The 17453-nt window shown below is 46.6% G+C and carries 16 protein-coding genes and 1 pseudogene; 4 read left to right on the top strand and 13 right to left on the bottom strand.

The genetic code is table 11. The features are described from left to right. Positions 1-40 precede the first annotated feature (40 nt). A complete protein-coding gene (locus A5320_RS03410; RefSeq protein WP_068060913.1) occupies positions 41-481 on the top strand; it encodes a hypothetical protein in 441 nt (146 codons plus the stop codon). After that, a complete protein-coding gene (locus A5320_RS03405; protein WP_068060911.1) occupies positions 475-1458 on the top strand; it encodes an alpha/beta hydrolase family esterase in 984 nt (327 codons plus the stop codon). Before A5320_RS03410 ends, A5320_RS03405 begins: the two co-directional genes overlap by 7 nt. Positions 1459-1585: 127 nt before the next feature. Here the strand turns inward: A5320_RS03405 and A5320_RS03400 are convergent, their stop codons facing one another. The 4 genes from A5320_RS03400 to A5320_RS03385 are packed head-to-tail and all read right to left on the bottom strand — an operon-like array spanning position 1586 to position 3532. Beyond that, positions 1586-1828, bottom strand: a complete 243-nt coding sequence (locus tag A5320_RS03400; protein WP_068060910.1) for a hypothetical protein — start codon at positions 1826-1828, stop codon at positions 1586-1588. Positions 1829-1839: 11 nt separating this feature from the next. Continuing rightward, positions 1840-2673: a hypothetical protein gene (locus A5320_RS03395; RefSeq protein ID WP_068060909.1), complete on the bottom strand. Its 834-nt coding sequence runs from the start codon at positions 2671-2673 to the stop codon at positions 1840-1842. Between the two features lie 2 nt (positions 2674-2675). Then, the gene (locus A5320_RS03390) at positions 2676-3032 is read right to left on the bottom strand and encodes a hypothetical protein (protein ID WP_068060908.1); all 357 of its coding nucleotides are present in this window, start codon (positions 3030-3032) and stop codon (positions 2676-2678) included. After that, positions 3029-3532: a hypothetical protein gene (locus A5320_RS03385; protein WP_068060906.1), complete on the bottom strand. Its 504-nt coding sequence runs from the start codon at positions 3530-3532 to the stop codon at positions 3029-3031. The genes A5320_RS03390 and A5320_RS03385 overlap by 4 nt, the downstream gene beginning before the upstream one ends. A gap of 700 nt (positions 3533-4232) precedes the next feature. On the opposite strand from A5320_RS03385, the gene A5320_RS03380 reads away from it, so the two are divergent. Then, positions 4233-5360: a hypothetical protein gene (locus tag A5320_RS03380; RefSeq protein ID WP_068060904.1), complete on the top strand. Its 1128-nt coding sequence runs from the start codon at positions 4233-4235 to the stop codon at positions 5358-5360. A 25-nt stretch (positions 5361-5385) separates the two neighbouring features. Here the strand turns inward: A5320_RS03380 and A5320_RS03375 are convergent. The 8 genes and pseudogenes from A5320_RS03375 to A5320_RS03340 all read right to left on the bottom strand — a co-directional run bounded on the left by A5320_RS03375 (position 5386) and on the right by A5320_RS03340 (position 14016). Further along, a pseudogene (locus tag A5320_RS03375) lies at positions 5386-6377 on the bottom strand (transposase). 223 nt (positions 6378-6600) lie between these two features. Next, positions 6601-8760: a TonB-dependent receptor gene (locus tag A5320_RS03370; protein ID WP_068060902.1), complete on the bottom strand. Its 2160-nt coding sequence runs from the start codon at positions 8758-8760 to the stop codon at positions 6601-6603. Next, complete coding sequence (locus A5320_RS03365) at positions 8745-9308, bottom strand: hypothetical protein (RefSeq protein WP_068060899.1); 564 nt, start codon at positions 9306-9308, stop codon at positions 8745-8747. The genes A5320_RS03370 and A5320_RS03365 overlap by 16 nt, the downstream gene beginning before the upstream one ends. Beyond that, the gene (locus A5320_RS03360; RefSeq protein ID WP_068060896.1) at positions 9305-10369 is read right to left on the bottom strand and encodes a hypothetical protein; all 1065 of its coding nucleotides are present in this window, start codon (positions 10367-10369) and stop codon (positions 9305-9307) included. The genes A5320_RS03365 and A5320_RS03360 overlap by 4 nt, the downstream gene beginning before the upstream one ends. Positions 10370-10452: 83 nt before the next feature. Next, positions 10453-10938: an Ig-like domain-containing protein gene (locus tag A5320_RS03355; RefSeq protein WP_082971505.1), complete on the bottom strand. Its 486-nt coding sequence runs from the start codon at positions 10936-10938 to the stop codon at positions 10453-10455. Positions 10939-10948: 10 nt separating this feature from the next. After that, positions 10949-12535, bottom strand: a complete 1587-nt coding sequence (locus A5320_RS03350; protein WP_068060892.1) for a DUF4331 domain-containing protein — start codon at positions 12533-12535, stop codon at positions 10949-10951. Positions 12536-12796: 261 nt separating this feature from the next. Continuing rightward, a complete protein-coding gene (locus A5320_RS03345; protein ID WP_068060891.1) occupies positions 12797-13480 on the bottom strand; it encodes an anti-sigma factor in 684 nt (227 codons plus the stop codon). Continuing rightward, a complete protein-coding gene (locus A5320_RS03340; protein ID WP_068060889.1) occupies positions 13477-14016 on the bottom strand; it encodes a sigma-70 family RNA polymerase sigma factor in 540 nt (179 codons plus the stop codon). Before A5320_RS03340 ends, A5320_RS03345 begins: the two co-directional genes overlap by 4 nt. A 286-nt stretch (positions 14017-14302) precedes the next feature. Between A5320_RS03340 and A5320_RS03335 the strand changes: the two genes are divergently transcribed. Then, positions 14303-15277: a GGDEF domain-containing protein gene (locus A5320_RS03335; protein ID WP_068060886.1), complete on the top strand. Its 975-nt coding sequence runs from the start codon at positions 14303-14305 to the stop codon at positions 15275-15277. Between the two features lie 212 nt (positions 15278-15489). Here the strand turns inward: A5320_RS03335 and A5320_RS03330 are convergent, their stop codons facing one another. Next, positions 15490-17121: a PQQ-dependent sugar dehydrogenase gene (locus tag A5320_RS03330; RefSeq protein WP_197489960.1), complete on the bottom strand. Its 1632-nt coding sequence runs from the start codon at positions 17119-17121 to the stop codon at positions 15490-15492. Positions 17122-17453: the final 332 nt, after the last annotated feature.

Below are 17453 nucleotides of genomic sequence, written 5' to 3'. Positions count from 1 at the left end.
CACTTTCCCGACGGTTCCAGACACACATTGGAGTAACAAAATGAACGAAGTTTCCAAATATCGAATTTATGCACTGCGCGCCATGTATTTATTGGTTGTCGTCGGGCTTGCTTTAACCATGTGGCCAGACGTATTCACAGCGGAAAAACCATTCGCTACCTGGGGCAGTGCCCAAACCGTACAAACCTGTATGCTTGGCGCGTTCTGGTTACTTTGCGCCTTAGGCATTCGCTATCCATTACAAATGTTGCCAATCCTGATGTGGGAAATTATCTGGAAAACGCTATGGTTAGCCACGGTGCCGTTGCCGCTTTACCTCAATGGCAGCTTCGATGACAAACTAATACCCAATGTGATTGCGATTGGCATGGTGGTGCTGGTTTATCTGGTGATGCCTTGGTCTTATGTCTACCATCACTATGTCAAAAAGCCGGGTACACCGTGGGTATCCAAAATAAAAAGCGAGCAAAGCACATGCTAAAAAAAGCGCTGCGGTTTTTCCTGATTGGTCTCACTGTTTTCATAGCACAGGGAGCCGGTTTATTCGCATATTTTGTCTATACACCAGAACCCGAGCTGCCAGCACTGACGGGCGAGCTAACGAAAGCCACGATAGACGTGAACGGTGAAACCTATACTTACCGCTTATATGTCCCCAAAGACTTAGCCAAGGACTCAGCAAACGCCGCGCCGCTGGTGATGGTGTTGCACGGTTCCGGACAAAATGGCGCGCAGATCCGCAGCGAAACCGGCTACGGTTTTGAGCGCCTCGCTGATCAACATCGCTTCGCCGTTGTTTATCCAAGTGGCAAATCTTTTGACTGGAATGACTGCAGCAAAACCGGTGACTTCCTGGTCAATGGCCGTGAATTAGATGATGTGAAATATCTGAATAGTTTGGTTGACACCCTGATCGCTGAACATGGTTTTGACCAAAGCCGGGTGTTTGCGACCGGTGTTTCAGCGGGCGGCTTTATGTCGTTGCGCTTAGCGCTTGAATCGCCGACTCGTTTTCGCGCTGTGGCCGCCGTTTCTGCCAGTGTCCCGGTTACCGATAATTTCAAATGCACGCCTGTAGCACAAGGCGCTTCGGTGATGATCATGAATGGCACACAAGACACGATAGTTCCCTACGCCGGCGGCGAGGTTGCACTTTGGGGCATGTTTTTCAACAACGGCCAGGTCCGATCTTCAGCAGATTCTGCCGAGTTTTTTGCCGCCCACAATAAATTGCCACTACAAGCAAAACGTGAACTTCCGCTGCCCGCATCGAAGAATGTACAAAGTATTCAATGGCGTGATGATGGTCGATTCGAAGTCGAACTTGTCACTATCGTTGCAGGTGGGCACGGCATGCCGCAACCCTATTGGCAACGACCACGCATTTTAGGACCATCACCGATGGAGCCAAATGGTCCGGAGCTGGTCTGGGAGTTTTTTGCAAGGCAAAAGCCATGACGAGTGTGGGCGCTGCAGCAGCAGAGGCGTGATTGGAAACCTGCGATGAATAAGTGTATCGTAGAGTCACCTATTTAATTTAATACGTACTTTTTTAAATTAAAATAGGCAACTCTCAAAGTGGTTGTTATACAGCACACTGTGCCAGCCACCCATTATTACCACTATTTCTTTTTGTTGAAATAACTAAAATGGCGGGGTTGCTTTGTATGCGACTAGCCATGATTGCCAAACATTCGGCGATGTCTTCATTCGTCGTTGCATCTCTGAAGATGGCCGCGAAATCCAACTGCTGTAGTATCTTAATTTTTAAACCATTTGCCAGAGGCTTAACATCAAATTCCCATTCTTTCTCGTCTATTGTATCCATGGTGATATTCCTTATAAAAAACTTAAAGCATATTGGGAGGCAGCGTCAATGACTGCGCTACTTCCTATTTGTGTGAAAAAATCACTTCGCTCTTTTATTAAGCGTTCTTTTTCGGAGTTAAAATTATTTATCATATTTTCATCTATGATAGAAGTATTGCCATTGTCGTTAAATTGAACATCACGCATTTTCATCATCTTATCAATTGATAAGATGGATGAGTTTAACAATCTGCTATACTCGATTACTTTGTGGAAGTTATCTTTACTAGCAACGAAGTCGGAAGTGTCTATTTTGGTAATCTGCTTTGCTGTGGTATCAATTATGTAGTAGGTTTTTTCATTCAATTTTTTTGGTATGTTTGAAGCCAATTCATCCAAAGCCTTAACATGGTTCTCGGCAATTTTGTCATCAGGCATTTTGTTTAGCATTCGATAGATGCTTTCCATTAGGATTTCTTGTTTTACAGTGCGGTCATCTATTGCGCCATAGCCCAGGCCACTGACCACAGCTAACGTTGAAGATGGTGCATTTACCGCCGCTTTACCTGTGATGAAAGCACTGGTTATGCTTGTAGTATCGAACCAAGACGAATTAGTACTCGGCTCACGTTTTAACTTGAAGTCACTGACAACACTTAAACTTTCATCACCTTTTTGTGTTTTGGGTGTGACTAAAATGGTTCGGGTTTTAACTCCGATAACACCTTGCACTGGCTGTTGAGGGTCGGTTGTCCGCCCTTCTAATGCAATACTATTTCGTTCAGAGTGGTGATAACTAACAGCATTCGAACAGCCACCTAAAACGACAAGTGTTACCAATATAATCAGTGTTTGAGTCCTCATAATTATTTCTCCCCTCCACTGCTATAGATTTTATTTCTTAATTTATTAACAGCCTCTGTATCTTGTGCCAATTTCGCCGCAGGTGCTCCTCCGGCTACAAATTCAGAAATTGACATATCATCTAAACTTTTCACAACTACTTTATTAACAGATAGCAGCGACATTGCATCTTGGCCATCTGTTTTCTTGGGTACAATTGCAAAGATGTCGCGATCGTACCCAAGTGAAAACTTACTAACGCCTTCAGTGCCAACGCTTACATTTAATCCGAATGATGATTCCTGGACATACACCAAATGTTTGGACGAGCAGCTAGTCACACTCGACAAGATAGTAAATAGCAGTACATACTTTTTCATGTTTTCTCCTCGCTTTTTGTTACGAGCGCACAGGTTTGTTCGCCCAATTGTGTAAAGTTAGACTGGTAGAATGTGAAGGAATTGGTTGCTTCTGAAATAAAGACATTTCTGGTTCTATATCCTATAAAAACCCCACTAAATGTCGGCGAAAACTCGCCACTTAGACCTGCCTGGTTTGTAACTATTTTGATTGGTGTGCGGTCTGCATCTGAGGGAATTTTTTTATGATGAGCACTATCTAGAATATTGCTGCAATCTGAATCGTTGCTCGTTACTAGCGGATATATATATTTCCGTTTAATGTAGCCAAAATTAATGATAAAGCCACTGCGGGTGTCAATGTGAATGCCAAATGAAGTAAATTTTACTTGCTTAGATAGGTTGTTTTTAGATGGCTCGACAATTTCCTCCTTGTATAAAAGAGGGAAACCTTTGTTATTTATCGAGCACCCGCTAGATAAAATTGCGGAAAGCAAGAGTATGTAGTTTTTTATATTCAATTTTCAATCCATTGATCATTTTTTAAGTGTTACTACATAGGTGTGTTCTGGTAATGCCTTATTAATTAATGATAGTAAAAAATTAAATGTCTGAAATTAAATGTAATGCAAGGATTTCGGTATTTAAATTAGATATTCAGCAGTGAAATTAATTGTGAGTAAGTTGTTATCGGCTCAGCTAGTTAAACACATAGAACTATGTGATGCTGAGAACTTTATGAATAATCAATTTCTGGATTTGAAAGCTAGACGTCAGAAAATTAAGTATATTTGAATGCATACCTAAGTGACATATCGCCGCTTCTGATGTTGTCGAATTCGGAAATTGATTATTTCCGAAAAAATCTAGTAAAGATTTTGAAAGTTGTCACTAAATTCAGAAAATATTTTTGGCTGTCCGAGACTATATCTAGGATTTTCACATTTCAATTACACTAGTTTGACCGGAAATCAAATGTATCCAATTACGCCAGAGTCAGATTTATTCAATAACTGCCGAAATGACGGAATATGCTAAGTGTCAGTTTTGTAATATATTTTTAGAGCGTCACATCCATATCTAAGATTGTCAGCACTGTGCTATAACTTGTGAATGGTGAATTTGCATGGGAATTTACTCATAAATTGTACCTTGCTTGACATGTAACTTGAAATTTGGGTGCTATATTTGAAAAAGCCTATTTTTTAGAGATCCCCTCACATGGAAGTTTTTTATAGAATTTTGACTGGTCTTTTTGGGCTTTTCTTGTTATTGACCTGCAATATTGCATTTGGGCAGGAAGACAGCCGGATCCTATACCACTATACAGGACAAATACTTAGAGACTCGAAGTGGGGGAAAATTGCTCTATTTCAAGAATCCTTATCAATGCAACTAGTAAAATGTGGAAAAAAGCCTATAGCAATTGATGGTATTTTCGGTAACGATTCTCTAAATGCGCTCGCAGCCCTTAAAAGTTGTGATGACTTTAAGAATTATGTAATTGCATCGAGTCATCCAATCTCTGGTGAGGTTCATACCAATCTTTGGCAGAAACTACTTCCTGAAACACCATTACCTACAGTCCATGAGCGTGCTTTTGCACTTTCTTTGTCCCACGAAGGCACTGATTATGATCAGGTTCAGTGGAATTATAATACTTCCGATGATAAGTCAGCACTTACATGGGGCCCATATGGTGCAACCGTAGGATATGGCCAAGAAGTACAGGCAATACTTAGAAAAATTAATAGTGATGATCCTGCACTTCTAGAAAATGTATTCGAAAATGAATTCGAAACAATTCAAGAACTTATTAAGAATGGCTCTAATGGTTATGAGTTACTGAAGAAGGTATTTTTAGATGGCAACCGTAGAAAAATTTGGGTTGATAAATTTAGAATATTAAGCACCTATACAATTGTTAGAGAAAATTACGAAGCGTATGCACTTAGCGATAAATGGTTGAGATCTCCGATGAAACTATTATACCGTTTATTACCTAATGGAATGTCAAACGGTACTGAAATAGATTATTCTTTCTTTTTGGATAACTCGATGCACATGACCATTAACATGGACAGAGTTCGTAAATGCTTGTTAGCTATTGAACAGGAGCAAAAAAAAATAGGTAGGAATCTTACCCCAGCAGAACGTCGCAGGGTCATTTCTAAAAATCTTGTACCATCAATGCAACAAAACGATCGTCTTGGCAGAAACGTAGTTTATTACGTAGATGAAATTGGTGACTTATCACAAAATGAAATGACCAATTGGAAGAAAAGAACTAATAGAAAAGCTTCAAATTTTGGTCTATCGGATGCTCGAAAATATAATCCGAGTATGTAAAATTTTCTGTGTAAGTGGCTGTTTATCATGGCGGTACACGGTCACCGTACATGATGATGAACTGATTCATCGCCGGTTTCCAGTCCCTAAGTGGCGTTGTCCACTTCTTCGCAATTTTATGTAAAGCCAGATACAGCAGTTTTAACACGGCTTCGTCGTTCGGGAATGAACGTCTGGTTTTGGTCACTTTACTTAAGCTCGCATTCAGAGATTCAATCGCGTTGGTCGTGTAAATAACCTTCCGGATTTCAGTAGGATAGTCGAAGAATTCACTCAGCCGGCTCCAGTTGTTTCGCCAGGACTGGCTAATGCCAGGGTGTTTTCCGTCCCAGGTCGCAGCAAATTCATCCATTGCTTGTTCGACTTGTTGCAGCGTGCTGGCTCCGTAGATAGTTCGCAGGTCTGCAGCCACTTCCTTGCGCTCTTTCCAGCCCACAAACCGCAGGCTGTGCCGCACCTGATGCACAATGTTTTGAGTGGCTCCGGAGTCGCGACTGCGGACCACCAGACAGTCCAGATAGACTATTGGGTACACAGTGTTTAATGGTCGTTGCTGCCAGATTTTGACCTTATCGAGCACGGTATTGGTCACCTGAGAAATGAAGGTTGGTGACACTTCGACATCATAGGCTTCTTCAAAATGCGCCTGAATATCACAGGTCGACATGCCGCGGACGTACAGCGAAATGATGCGTTCGTCAAAACCGCCCAGCTGTTTTTCGCTTTTTTCACCAATCTCGGTTCGAAGGTGCTATTGCGGTCGCGCGGAACTTCCAGCTCGATTTCACCATGCACAGAGCGCACAGTTTTACTGGTTTTACCGTTGAGGGAATTACCGGATTTTTTACCGGCAGGGTCATGTTTGGCGTAACCAAGATGGTGTTCCATCTCAGCTTCAAGGGCTCATACAGCAAGCTTTTTGGTCAGATGGCGCAACAGGCCTTGCGCGCCCATCAGATCTTCAGGAGATTTGCAGTCAACTAACAGTTGATCCAGTAATTGGTCTGCAATTGGCATTCTGTTTCCCTTACAAGGAGTTAGGTAGAATGCCACTTACACATTTTTTTACAGACTCACTGATAAAGTGCCGACAAGCTAAAACATCGATGATGGTGTGGCGGCATGTACAACCCAGTCATTCCATCAATGTATTTATGTGACAACCAGTATCGGCCTTGAAGTTATCCGCACTGGCGTTCACATTGTTCAATCTCAGAATAAATAGCTCAGAATAAATAGCTCAGAATAAATAACTCAGACTAAAGCGCAGCATTCTTGGCTCTAAAGGGTGGAGATGGCGATCTGCGATCGCCATGGATTCATTGGCCAAACGAGATTCATATAAATACTGAATATCAGCGGCGCGGCTATTCAGCGCATTGTGCAACTCCAGTTGCCATTGCCAGGATGGCGTAGCTGAGCCAGTTGCTGCTGATGGCGCCGCGCCAGCCGTTTGCTTCGATTTTCCAAACTGAAAACTGCCGCTTAGTTGCATACTGAGCTGTGTCACTGAACTTGCCCGCTCAATACCGCTACTGTCTAAATAACGTGGGCCCAGATGACGGACTTTCAGCAGCCACGCCAGATTGTCATGGCTATGATATTGCAATTTAGCCATCACCACCCTTGGAACACTCCCCTCAATATAACGACCATCTGCAGTGTTGCGGTATTGTGCCCGCGTCAACGCTAGCTCTAACGATGTCGACCATTGATGGTTCAATTGATAGGCTAAAGTGCCCTCGACACCATAACGGTGACTGGCGCCTTTGTTTTCCGTTTCCGCCGCATCAGCCACATACACAAGCTCTTGGTCAGAAAACATTTGCCATACGCCCGCGGAGTATTGCCAGGTATCGATATTGGCTTGCCAGCTGATAGCGCTATGTTCAGTGCGTGACCACAAGCTGGCAGGTGTGAACTGATCAATGGCTAGAGCGGAGGCATCGGTCATGGCATTGCCGGACAGCAATCGGGCATCATTAGAATGCATACCTTGGCCATAGCTGATGTGCCAACTTTGCTGCTCAGTTTGATAAGTCAAAGCCGTACGCACACTGGCAATGCCATCGGCAGATTGTGCGCTGGCAGTTGCAGGTTGGTTTGCCGTCGATGCAGTGTTTGCAGCAAAGAGCAAATCCTCGACTGTTGCATCCAGCCAATCATAACGTAACCCCAATTCGACCGACCAGGTATCCGTTAATTGCCATTGCTGTTGGCTAAATGCCGCCACTGACCATTGGTCGATTTCGTCAAGCTTCAGGCTTTGAATACGCTCCCGCCGTTGACTATGGGCAAGCTCAATCGGTGCTATCTGATCTTGGCGGTACTGCAGGCCATATTCGTGCTGCCATTGCCCGGCAAATAGCTCAGCCGTTTGCTGGCGGCTTAATGCAGCGCCCCATTGGCGCCGATCATCAACTTGATAAAACTGGTCGCCAAGCTCGGGGTTTTCAAGAAAATAAGTGAAGGTAGACCATAAGTCGAGACGGCTTTGCAGCGCATAAGCATTCAACGCCCAATCATCGCGTAACCACTGCGTGCTGATGCTGTAACGATGACTATCACCGCCAGCACTATCATCGAGGGCTAAAAATCGACTTTGACCGGCCGTGATCAATCGTTGTGGGATTTGATCAGCGGAATTCCATTGATTTTGATAGGCCATCAACGTCAGGCTGAAATACTGCTGCACCGTTTCCTGACTATAACGCGACCACAGATTGTACTTTTCAACCTGTTCCTGCAGCCCTTGCCATGGGCCATCGTAGTGCTGGGCTTCCAATGCATTCAGCCACTGGCCCTGACCGATTTTTTGGCTGGAAATACCAAGCATACGCCGATAGCCAAAGGCGCCGACCGTGATGCCCAGCTGGCTGCGAGCCTGGTCGCGCAATAATAAATCTGCAGAACCCGCACTGGCAAAATCTCCGGCTTGCGCTTGCGCCGGACCTTTTTGGTAATTGAGCTGGCCGAGTAATTCAGGAATTAAAAAATTTAAATCGGTATAACCCTGACCATGGCCGTGGCTGCGGGCATTGACCGCCATCCCGTCGACGCTGGTGGCAAAGTCGGTACCATGATCTAAGTTAAAACCACGCAGAAAGTATTGATTGGCTTTGCCGGAGCCTGAATGTTGAGTCACCACTAAACCAGGGACGTTTTCGAGCACATCCGCCGGGCGCAATTCAATGTTTTGCTCAGAAGCTAACTGGATCTGACCATTTTGCGCTGAGTTCGCCCGCTTTAACTTGGTGCCTTGAATTAAAATGATTTCATCCGGTAATTGATGCAAACCATCAGCGTGCGCTGTAGTGATGATGCCGCAGGTATTGAATACCAAACCCAAGGTAGTTAATTCTAAGATTTTGAAAAAACGATAGTTTATAGTGCGAGCCATGGGGTTGCCTCCGCCAAAATTTGTTCTCCATGCGGGGTTTGCAGCAAAGCTTTGTGCTCATGGATCTGAGTGAAGAGTCGATAGTGCAGCCATGCCGCGGATGGGCAATCGCTTTGTAGGGACAACTGCAAATAGTATTGCTGCTGAATTTGTTTCAGTTGCCAATCGGTATCGGCGCTTTGCCAGCTACATGCTAACGACTGGCGTTTGCTGTCGTGCAGCACTAACTGTTGTTGTAAATAGGCCAGAATTTGCGGTTGCTGGTCTTTGACCATGGTCCAGGTTAAGTCGCGTTGCGTCGACCAGCCGAGTGTCAGTTGCAAATCGCTCAGCGCCAGTTGCAGTTGTAATACCGGCCCGTTCATTTGTGCAGTTTTTGTCTCGAGTTGGCCATAGCTGGTGCTTAAACTATGCGCATGCGCAGTATTGCTAAGACCCAGGAGCAAGGCCAATACTGTGGTTAATCGCGGTTGCAGCATGTTCCAGCTGCGACTGAAGTGTTGCATTCTGTGCTGCAACAGATATCTAAAGTTAAAGTGAAAATTCATATCGACGGCTCCTCCGTGACTAATAAATCCAATGCGGCTTGGGTCCAACCGCTTTGCAGCGCTAACTTTTGGTCATCTGGCTCTTTGGCTTGTTGATAATTGAGTCCGGAATACTGCTGTGCTTTGCGCGCGTTTGGTTGTAAATGCAGGTAAAAGTACGCCAGATCGGCACTATGCAGCAGATCCTGGCGCCGTTCTCGTAGCTGAATTTGCGCTGCCGCCAATTGTTGATACTGCTGACCTTGGTTGGTTAATTGCTCAGCGCGGGCCAGCCGTAGCAATAAACTGTCTTCAAGCGCGGCATCCTTGTTTAAAGTCGCCAGGCGTTGATAGACCGTCGCCGGCTCAAGGGACAAGGTTAAATCGGCCCATTTAATCCAAAACGGCACCGGCGCCTGACTTAACCAGGGCAATAAATGCGCTGTCGCAACAGTAGGCTGTTGTAACCACTCCGCTTGTTCTGCCAGCGTAGCCTGCAGGTATAACCGCTCTGGCAACGGCATATCGGTCTGCCTGGCCAGTTTGAGTAGCAGCGGATAGCTTTGATCAACCTGACCGGCGCGACCAATGGCTTCTAAACTGCAAAGCTGGAATAAAAATAATTCTTTAAATGCTAACAAAGGTTTGCATGCTGCTAAGGCTTGTTTGGGTTGTGCACGGACCAACGCAATTCTGGCGCGGACCAAGGCAATTTGTGGTTGTGGCTGCAGCAGTTCTGCTTGTTGCAGCGCAGCAAGTGCCGCGTCAAATTGGTGTTGCTGCTGTGCCAGATCGGCGCTGATGAGCCAATATTCTGCGCTTGGCTCTGGGGAGAGTTGCTGAAAATGAAGTTGGGCTTGTTGGAACAACCGACTCTGGCCAGGTAAACGTGCTTGCTGGAGCAAAGTGGCGATCTGTTGTAATGCACTACCGCTATTGTTGGCGGGAGCCTGGGCCATCACCAACACGGTTTCGGCTGCGGGCTCTGTTTGTTTTGTGTCCATTGCCTGCACTGCGAACAGAGGCTGTAGTGAAATGCAGCTGACGGCAAAAGCGCAAAGATGCTGTGACCAAGGTTGCATGCATGTCTCCTTACATGGTTCTTACATGGTTAAAAATGGGCGGCGACGCTTGCCGCTGCCCTTATGCTGTAAAACCAGCCAATTTAAGGTTGCAGTAGATCCGCATAATCACTGTATTGGGTCGCGTCGGCGGTAAAATCCCGACCGTTTAACGGCAGCGCAGTTTGTGTTGAATTACGGCCGAATGCTTGACGGCTATATTGCAAATACGACAGCTGCGCCCGATTGATTTTGATATTCAACGTGCCACTGATCACATTGGTGCCATCGGTCACTTCAACATCAAACTGATCATTACCCGTTTGCTCAGCCGTTGGCTGATAGGTAAATTTGCCTTGCGCTTCAATATTGACGGTACCGTTGGTGGGCGCTTTCTTGATGCTAAAGCGCAACGCGTCGCCGTCAGCATCAGTGGCGACTAACTGCGCCATTAAGGTTTGATCGGTCACAATGGTAAAGTCGTTCAGTGCAAACTTGGGTGAAGTTTTAACTGGCGGTGCATCTTCAGCCCGATCGGAATTACAACCGGCTAAACCGAGGCACAGCACGAGGCTATAAGCGAATTTCATGGTCATCTCCTTAGTTCGGTGAACCGGCTAATGGCGTGCGCAAATACGGGAAGCTGGTATCCATCATCGAGGCATCGAGCGGGGCGCCGTCGGTAAATGGCACATTCCCTACAGGCGCATCCACTGGTTTACACACCCCTAAATTGGTCGGTTGGCCGTTCACAGGGATGTCATGGCACAAAGCGCCCATCATCACCCGCAGGGCAATATCGACGACGTCATCACCAGGACGGCGACCATTTGGAAATCCTGCCAAATCATTACCCGCGACCCCCAAGGCTGATTGCATTGCTGCTGGTGTTGCGGCAATTTTGGTGTTTAAGCGGACCATTTCTGAAGGGGTCACTTTGGCTAATTGGTTCACCCCTGGCACGCCGGTTAAAAAGGCCGTTACCAAGTCAACACGTGGGAAATTGCTGGGGGCTAAATCCGGAATATTGGCGCCCAGAGTCGTATTGACGGCGTCACGAAACAGGATATTTAATAATGCAGGCAGACTCGGGTGGGTGACATAGTCGGCAAACTGACCATCGTCTTTGGGTGCACTGCCAGAGAATTTATCTTTATCGGCAATGCCAATCACCAGCTCGTTCACCAGTGGCTGACCTAAACGTGATACCTGCACCGAAGCACCACCATTTTTTTCGCTGTTATTAAAGCCAGGTTTTGGATTCAGTAAACGCGATTGTGGCAAGCTGGCGGTGGTCCACGCCCCAATTACGCCGTTACCATTACCGGTAACACAGGCTTTTGGCAATTCCAGCGCCAGGGTGGTGATATTTTTACCGCGTAAATCATCATTGGCAGCGTTTTGGGTAATGCCACCGGGAAAACCACCGTTGTCGCCAGCACCTGGCGCACTATCTCCTTCGACCGGTACATAGTTGACCAAGTCAAAAGTCTCACCTAAGTTCACCACAAACGGGTCTTTACGCTGCCCAACAAATACCCGAGCTTTGGCCGGACAGTTTGGGATGCTGATTTCATACTGATATTGGTTGGCGTATGCTTGATATTGGCTGGCATCACCAAAGGTTTTTTGACCGACATAATCATAGGGTTTAACAAAAAGACCATCAGCTTCGGCTGAGCGGATCACTGTTTTTGGACTGGTTAAACTTGGGCCTTGCACCAGACTCAGTTCATAACGTTCTTCAAAATTGAGTGCCGCTTTGTTGCCTGCCGATAAACCACCAACATGTTTTAATGGCACACCAATCATTTTTTGCTGGCCAGCTGGGCCAATGGGCAACTGCACGCCTTTATTGCTGTTGACCAGTGACTGACTAAAGCGAAATTGAAAGGTCAGATCTTCGACCGCATCACCATCTTGATCAATGTGAATGTTGTAAACAGCTGCTGGATCCAGGGCAAAATAATTCGGGCCGCCTTGTGGATCTTGCAGCGGTATATAGTTTGCCAACACTGTGACGTAGTCACTGCGATTGGGTTCATAACTATTAAAGACATAAAAATCGGTAGAATCGACGGTGGGTAACCGGGTGATATTTGGCGCTTCGCGGTGACTTGATGCTAAAGCCGAACCACAAAGGCTGGCACAGATCGCGAGACATAAAGCGCTTACGGTAGTTTTCATCTTGTTATTCCTCTGGTTTGTGTACGTTGCTTTTGCAGTAACGACAAAGCAGTGGCGGTAGATGCAACCAGGTATCAATTAATTGAAAAATAATTTTTGTTGCTGCGAAGGGGTGTGCTGACGCAAAGAGGAAGAGGTGAGCTGATGCAAACAGATTGTGGATGTCAGGTGCTGCGTCATAACAAGTCTTGATTTAACCAGAAAAAAAGTTAAATCAAGACCGTTCGCAATAGAACCTGCGCTGTGTTGACAGCCAGTTCCTTATAATTGGATCAACTGTGCAGTATGTAAAATCTGTCCAGTTGGTTGACCGGTGGGCGAGCCGCCTTTGGGTTCCAGACTTACCGCTAAAGCAGCCACTTTTAAGCCGTTGACACTGGGTGGTATGGCGCGTTCGGTGTTTGCTTGTTGTGGCAATAAACCAAGCGAAATAGGTGGCTGGCCATTTTCAGGTAACATCCATAATTCGTAGTCGGCATCGGTTAATGGTTGTACCGCCGCTGTTGCTTGCACTTTCAATTGCTGTTGCTCCCACTTCACGACCCACAAGGCTTGGGCTTGGCTATTTTGAACAATCGCCAGTTGCGCTGGCGCTGGATCTGCCGGGTCAAATCGCGGTAATAGCAGGAACAAAGCTAAACAAGCGGCCATCGCCACTGCGAACGTTTCTTTCCAATAGCTGCGTGATGATGTTGGTGGCGCTTGCTCTGGGGCGCGCCAACCGAGTCGAATGGTTACTCGTTGCCATACGTTTGCATCGGGCATGACTGGTTTTAACTGCTCGACGACCGGGTTTAAATGTCGCTCCCAGCGCCATACGGCCTGACGTAAACTTAAGTGTTGCATCAATAAACCCTGAAAGCGCAAGCGAGCCTTGCCGCGCATCGACCCCAACACATAACTGACTGCCAGGGCGTCTTGTCGTTCTTGCTCTAAATAGTTCATGCTTCGAGGCACCTTTTGAGTTTCGCTAAGCCGCGGCGGATCCAACTTTTAATCGAGCCAAGTGGTGCGCTGATATATTGAGTAATCTCCTGATGGCTTAAACCGTTGACAAAAGCTAAATAAATCGACTGTCGATGGTCGGATTCAAGGCCTTCCATACAAAACTCCAGACGAGCTTTGTCGGCGGCAGGATCGGTAAATTCACCCGTGTGTAGCGCCTCCATCCAGCTTTCATCCAATTCGATATGTTCGGCTTTCACTTTTCTGCTTTTTAATAAATCCAGTGCCCGATAGCGGGTGATGCTAATCATCCACGTCATCACCGTGCCTTTTTCCGTATGGTAGTCACCGGCGTTATGCCAAATTTTAATAAATGCATCCTGAAGTACATCTTCAGCCCAGTCACGGCGGCGCATCAATTGCAAACTGACCGCAAATAGCTTGGCTGAAGTGGCTTGATATAAACTTTCAAATGCTGCTTGGTCTCCTTGAGCACTGGAGCGCAACCATTCGAGCAGCTGCTGTTGTGGCGTCATAAATATTCCTTTTTTGTTTCGATGATTCATAAATACGCCAAAACATCGGCAATAGATGCAGCAAAATTAATTTTTGAGTGAATAAGTAGCAAGGAGCAGGAAAGATAGGTATATCTTTGATTGCTTAATTACAACAACCGAAGATGCGCTAAGCTGTCTACTATTGCGAAACATTAAAAGCCAATGAGCGCTGAGTCTTTTCCTGTTTTTTAATCATGGTAAGGCTAGCCTTGATGGTCGTGGCCTCGAATTGAATTCATTTCAAAGCAGTGACAGGGACGCAACAGTGGACATTATTAAAGAGATTTTTAACGGTAACTTTATGCCACATGGCCATTGTTTGCTATGGCGTGGCGATCTGCTGTTTTTACATGTCGGTGGCGATTTACTCACTTTTACTGCTTATACGTTGATCCCAATTGCTTTAGTGAAACTGGTTAAATCCAGAGATGATTTCCGGTTTAATTGGTTATTTCTGATGTTTGCCGGCTTTATTTTTTTCTGCGGCGCCACCCATTTAGTAGGGCTCATCAACATCTGGAATGGTTATTACTATATAGAAGGCATTGTTAAATTTTTGACCGGGATCATTTCCATGGTGACCGCAGTGATGCTGTGGCATTTATTGCCGGAAGCGATCAGTTTCCCGAGTAGACGCAACATGCAGCAGAAAATAACTGAATTGCAGCAAGCGGAAAAGCAGCTGGCGGAATCGAACCTGCGGCTGGAAGCAGAAGTGAAAAAACGCACAGCACAGCTGGAGAAAATTGCAACCACCGACGAGCTGACAGGGCTGTATAACAGGCGCGAGATCATGCGGATCCTGGATATTGAAATTTCCAGAGTGTTCCGACAACAGACACCGCTAAGCATTATGATGTTGGATCTGGACCATTTTAAAGCCATCAATGATCAGTATGGGCATCAGACCGGCGATGTTACTTTGCAAAATGCCGCTGCATCTATTAGCCAGGGTATTCGTAAAACTGACTCTATCGGCCGTATCGGCGGTGAGGAATTCCTGATCATCATGCCAGATACGACGATCGAAAGTGCCTATGACCACGCCGATCGGATCCGCCAGACGTTAGCCATGCAAAAAGCCAAAGATACGGCGGAGCAAGGTTGTACGGCAAGTATTGGTGTCGCACAATTTCTGCAGGACGACAGCTTAAAAAGCTTCATTCAGCGCGCTGATGAAACTTTATATCGTGCTAAAGCAGAAGGTCGGAATCGGGTTTGTCGCTCGCTTAGCGAATAAAATCTCAGAGCGGCAATGCGCCCTTTAAGCTTTGGCATTTTGCATCTGGCGCCGTTGTGATCAGAGTTTATCCGGCGTTACCCGGAGTTAGAGCTGGATATTGCGCTGATTGATCGAGTGGTGGATATTGTGGAGGAGGGCCAAGACTTAGCCTTCGGCGCTTGAGTGCCGTTATTGGTCGCATAGAATTAAATTATCACCTAATCAATTGTTTAGGGTGACGCCGCTTTACTAACCCGCCAAATCATATTGCCGACATCATCTGCCACCAACAGCGCGCCGGTTGCATCTAAAGCGACGCCGACCGGTCTGCCATAGGCATCACCGTTATCGCTTAAAAAACCGGTCAGGACATCTATTGGCTGGCCGTAGGGTTGGCCTTGGTTGAAGGGGACAAAAATAACTTTGTAGCCACTGGGCGGGTTGCGATTCCACGAGCCGTGTTGGCCGACGAACATGCCATTGGCAAATACTGCTGGAAGACTGTTTCCGGTTGATGCTGCCAACCCCAATGGCGCGGTATGCGCACCCAGGGCGTAATCAGGAATGATGGCTTTGGTCACTAAATCCGGGCGTGGTGGTTCAACTCTGCTATCCACATTTGGGCCAAAATAGCTGTAGGGCCAGCCGTAAAAACCACCGTCTTGCACCGAGGTTAAATAGTCGGGAACCAGGTCATTGCCAAGTTCATCGCGTTCATTCACCACCGTCCAAAGGACACCGGTGAGAGGCTCCCAAGCCATGCCGTTGGGGTTGCGCAGGCCGCTGGCAAATACGCGATAGGTACCCGTGCTGCGATCCACTTTCCAAATAGCGGCACGTTCTGTTTCTTCCGCCATGCCGCGCTCACCGACATTGCTATTGGAGCCAACGGTGACAAACAGCGAGCGACCATCGCGGCTGGCGATAATATTTTTAGTCCAGTGATGATTGATGGTGCCGGCAGGTAAAGCAATGATTTGGGAGCCAGCAGTGGTGATTTGCGTGTCGCCTTGCTGATATGCAAAGCGCATTATGGCATCTGAATTGGCAATGTAGATGTTGCCGTCAACCAGTGCCATACCAAAAGGTGAATTGAGCCCCGCCAAGAATATTGTTTGCAGGTCAGCCACACCGTCGCCATTGGTGTCGCGCAACAGGCGGATCTGGTTAGCGCTGGGAACCGTTGCCCCAGCACGCTTCATCACTAAGCCCATCATCCATCCGATGAAGCCGGTGGCATCGTCTGGTTTGGCGGGACTGTTGGTTTCTGCAACCAACACATCGCCATTTGGCAATAGGTACAGCCAGCGCGGGTGGTCCAGCCCTTGGGCAAAGGCGGTTACTTTGGTTCCCGGGGCGGCAACAGGCTTTTTAGCTGCTGGCCAGCCAATGGCCGGAGCAATCTTGACCGTTGGGATCAAGGCGTGTTGCGGTGCGGGTAAAGCAGGATTTAAGCCGGTGCTTTGTGAAATAGGTTGTGATCCGGTGTCGCTACAACCGCTGAGCATTGCGGCGCAAAGTATCGCTGGCGGAAGGAATCCAGCAAGGTCGCGCCAGTGCCTCATCTGCTTGTAGCAGGTATCAATAGCACATTCATCCGCTACCAAGGGGCGTGTTTCAGCACCTTCCATATAACCATCCACACAAGCACTCGCATAACCATCTATACCAACTTCGACACCAGCGCCCACAGGAGCAATCGCCTGACAACCTTTTGAATTTGCGATAAATGGGCGATCTTGGTGATGTGTTTTAGCTTTCGGCTGACGGGCTTTTGCTAAAAGCTGCTGATTTTTTGCTGAAAATAGTGTCATAACAAGTTTCATGACATGTTTTATAACCAGTCTCACGCTAAGCTCCATGACGTCAGTCCTGTAGGCGGCGTCTTTGATTCCCGAGCTTACAGCCTGTGTTATTGCAAGTCATACGTCTGTACGACTGCGCACAGATCTAGCCCACTGCGGTTTCTAAACACATTAAATCAATATCAACAGATCCCACATCGGGTCTGTTTGCAAGTAATTGCAAGCAATGCGAGCTAAAGGCTCCATGAAAAGAACAGGGTTTGGATCGGGCTGGTTATTGGCAGTGATTTTGGAAACGAAATGAGCTTGAGAACTACCGGAACAGAAATAGAAATACTTGACTAGAATCAAAGTGCTAAGCAGTAAAATAAGGGTTGGATGTATTGTTT

This window comes from Rheinheimera sp. SA_1, assembly GCF_001669775.1.
Classification (GTDB): Bacteria; Pseudomonadota; Gammaproteobacteria; order Enterobacterales; family Alteromonadaceae; genus Pararheinheimera.
This window is presented reverse-complemented; position numbering and strand designations above follow the sequence as displayed.

Bases quoted from the DNA above. Each gene is read 5' to 3' on its own strand.
- A5320_RS03330 (WP_197489960.1), bottom strand. From the start codon at position 17,121: ATGGAGCTTAGCGTGAGACTGGTTATAAAACATGTCATGAAACTTGTT.
- A5320_RS03390 (WP_068060908.1), bottom strand. From the start codon at position 3,032: ATGAAAAAGTATGTACTGCTATTTACTATCTTGTCGAGTGTGACTAGC.
- A5320_RS03340 (WP_068060889.1), bottom strand. From the start codon at position 14,016: ATGACGCCACAACAGCAGCTGCTCGAATGGTTGCGCTCCAGTGCTCAA.
- A5320_RS03345 (WP_068060891.1), bottom strand. From the start codon at position 13,480: ATGAACTATTTAGAGCAAGAACGACAAGACGCCCTGGCAGTCAGTTAT.
- A5320_RS03370 (WP_068060902.1), bottom strand. From the start codon at position 8,760: ATGGCTCGCACTATAAACTATCGTTTTTTCAAAATCTTAGAATTAACT.
- A5320_RS03355 (WP_082971505.1), bottom strand. From the start codon at position 10,938: ATGAAATTCGCTTATAGCCTCGTGCTGTGCCTCGGTTTAGCCGGTTGT.
- A5320_RS03395 (WP_068060909.1), bottom strand. From the start codon at position 2,673: ATGAGGACTCAAACACTGATTATATTGGTAACACTTGTCGTTTTAGGT.
- A5320_RS03350 (WP_068060892.1), bottom strand. From the start codon at position 12,535: ATGAAAACTACCGTAAGCGCTTTATGTCTCGCGATCTGTGCCAGCCTT.
- A5320_RS03400 (WP_068060910.1), bottom strand. From the start codon at position 1,828: ATGGATACAATAGACGAGAAAGAATGGGAATTTGATGTTAAGCCTCTG.
- A5320_RS03380 (WP_068060904.1), top strand. From the start codon at position 4,233: ATGGAAGTTTTTTATAGAATTTTGACTGGTCTTTTTGGGCTTTTCTTG.
- A5320_RS03365 (WP_068060899.1), bottom strand. From the start codon at position 9,308: ATGAATTTTCACTTTAACTTTAGATATCTGTTGCAGCACAGAATGCAA.
- A5320_RS03360 (WP_068060896.1), bottom strand. From the start codon at position 10,369: ATGCAACCTTGGTCACAGCATCTTTGCGCTTTTGCCGTCAGCTGCATT.
- A5320_RS03410 (WP_068060913.1), top strand. From the start codon at position 41: ATGAACGAAGTTTCCAAATATCGAATTTATGCACTGCGCGCCATGTAT.
- A5320_RS03405 (WP_068060911.1), top strand. From the start codon at position 475: ATGCTAAAAAAAGCGCTGCGGTTTTTCCTGATTGGTCTCACTGTTTTC.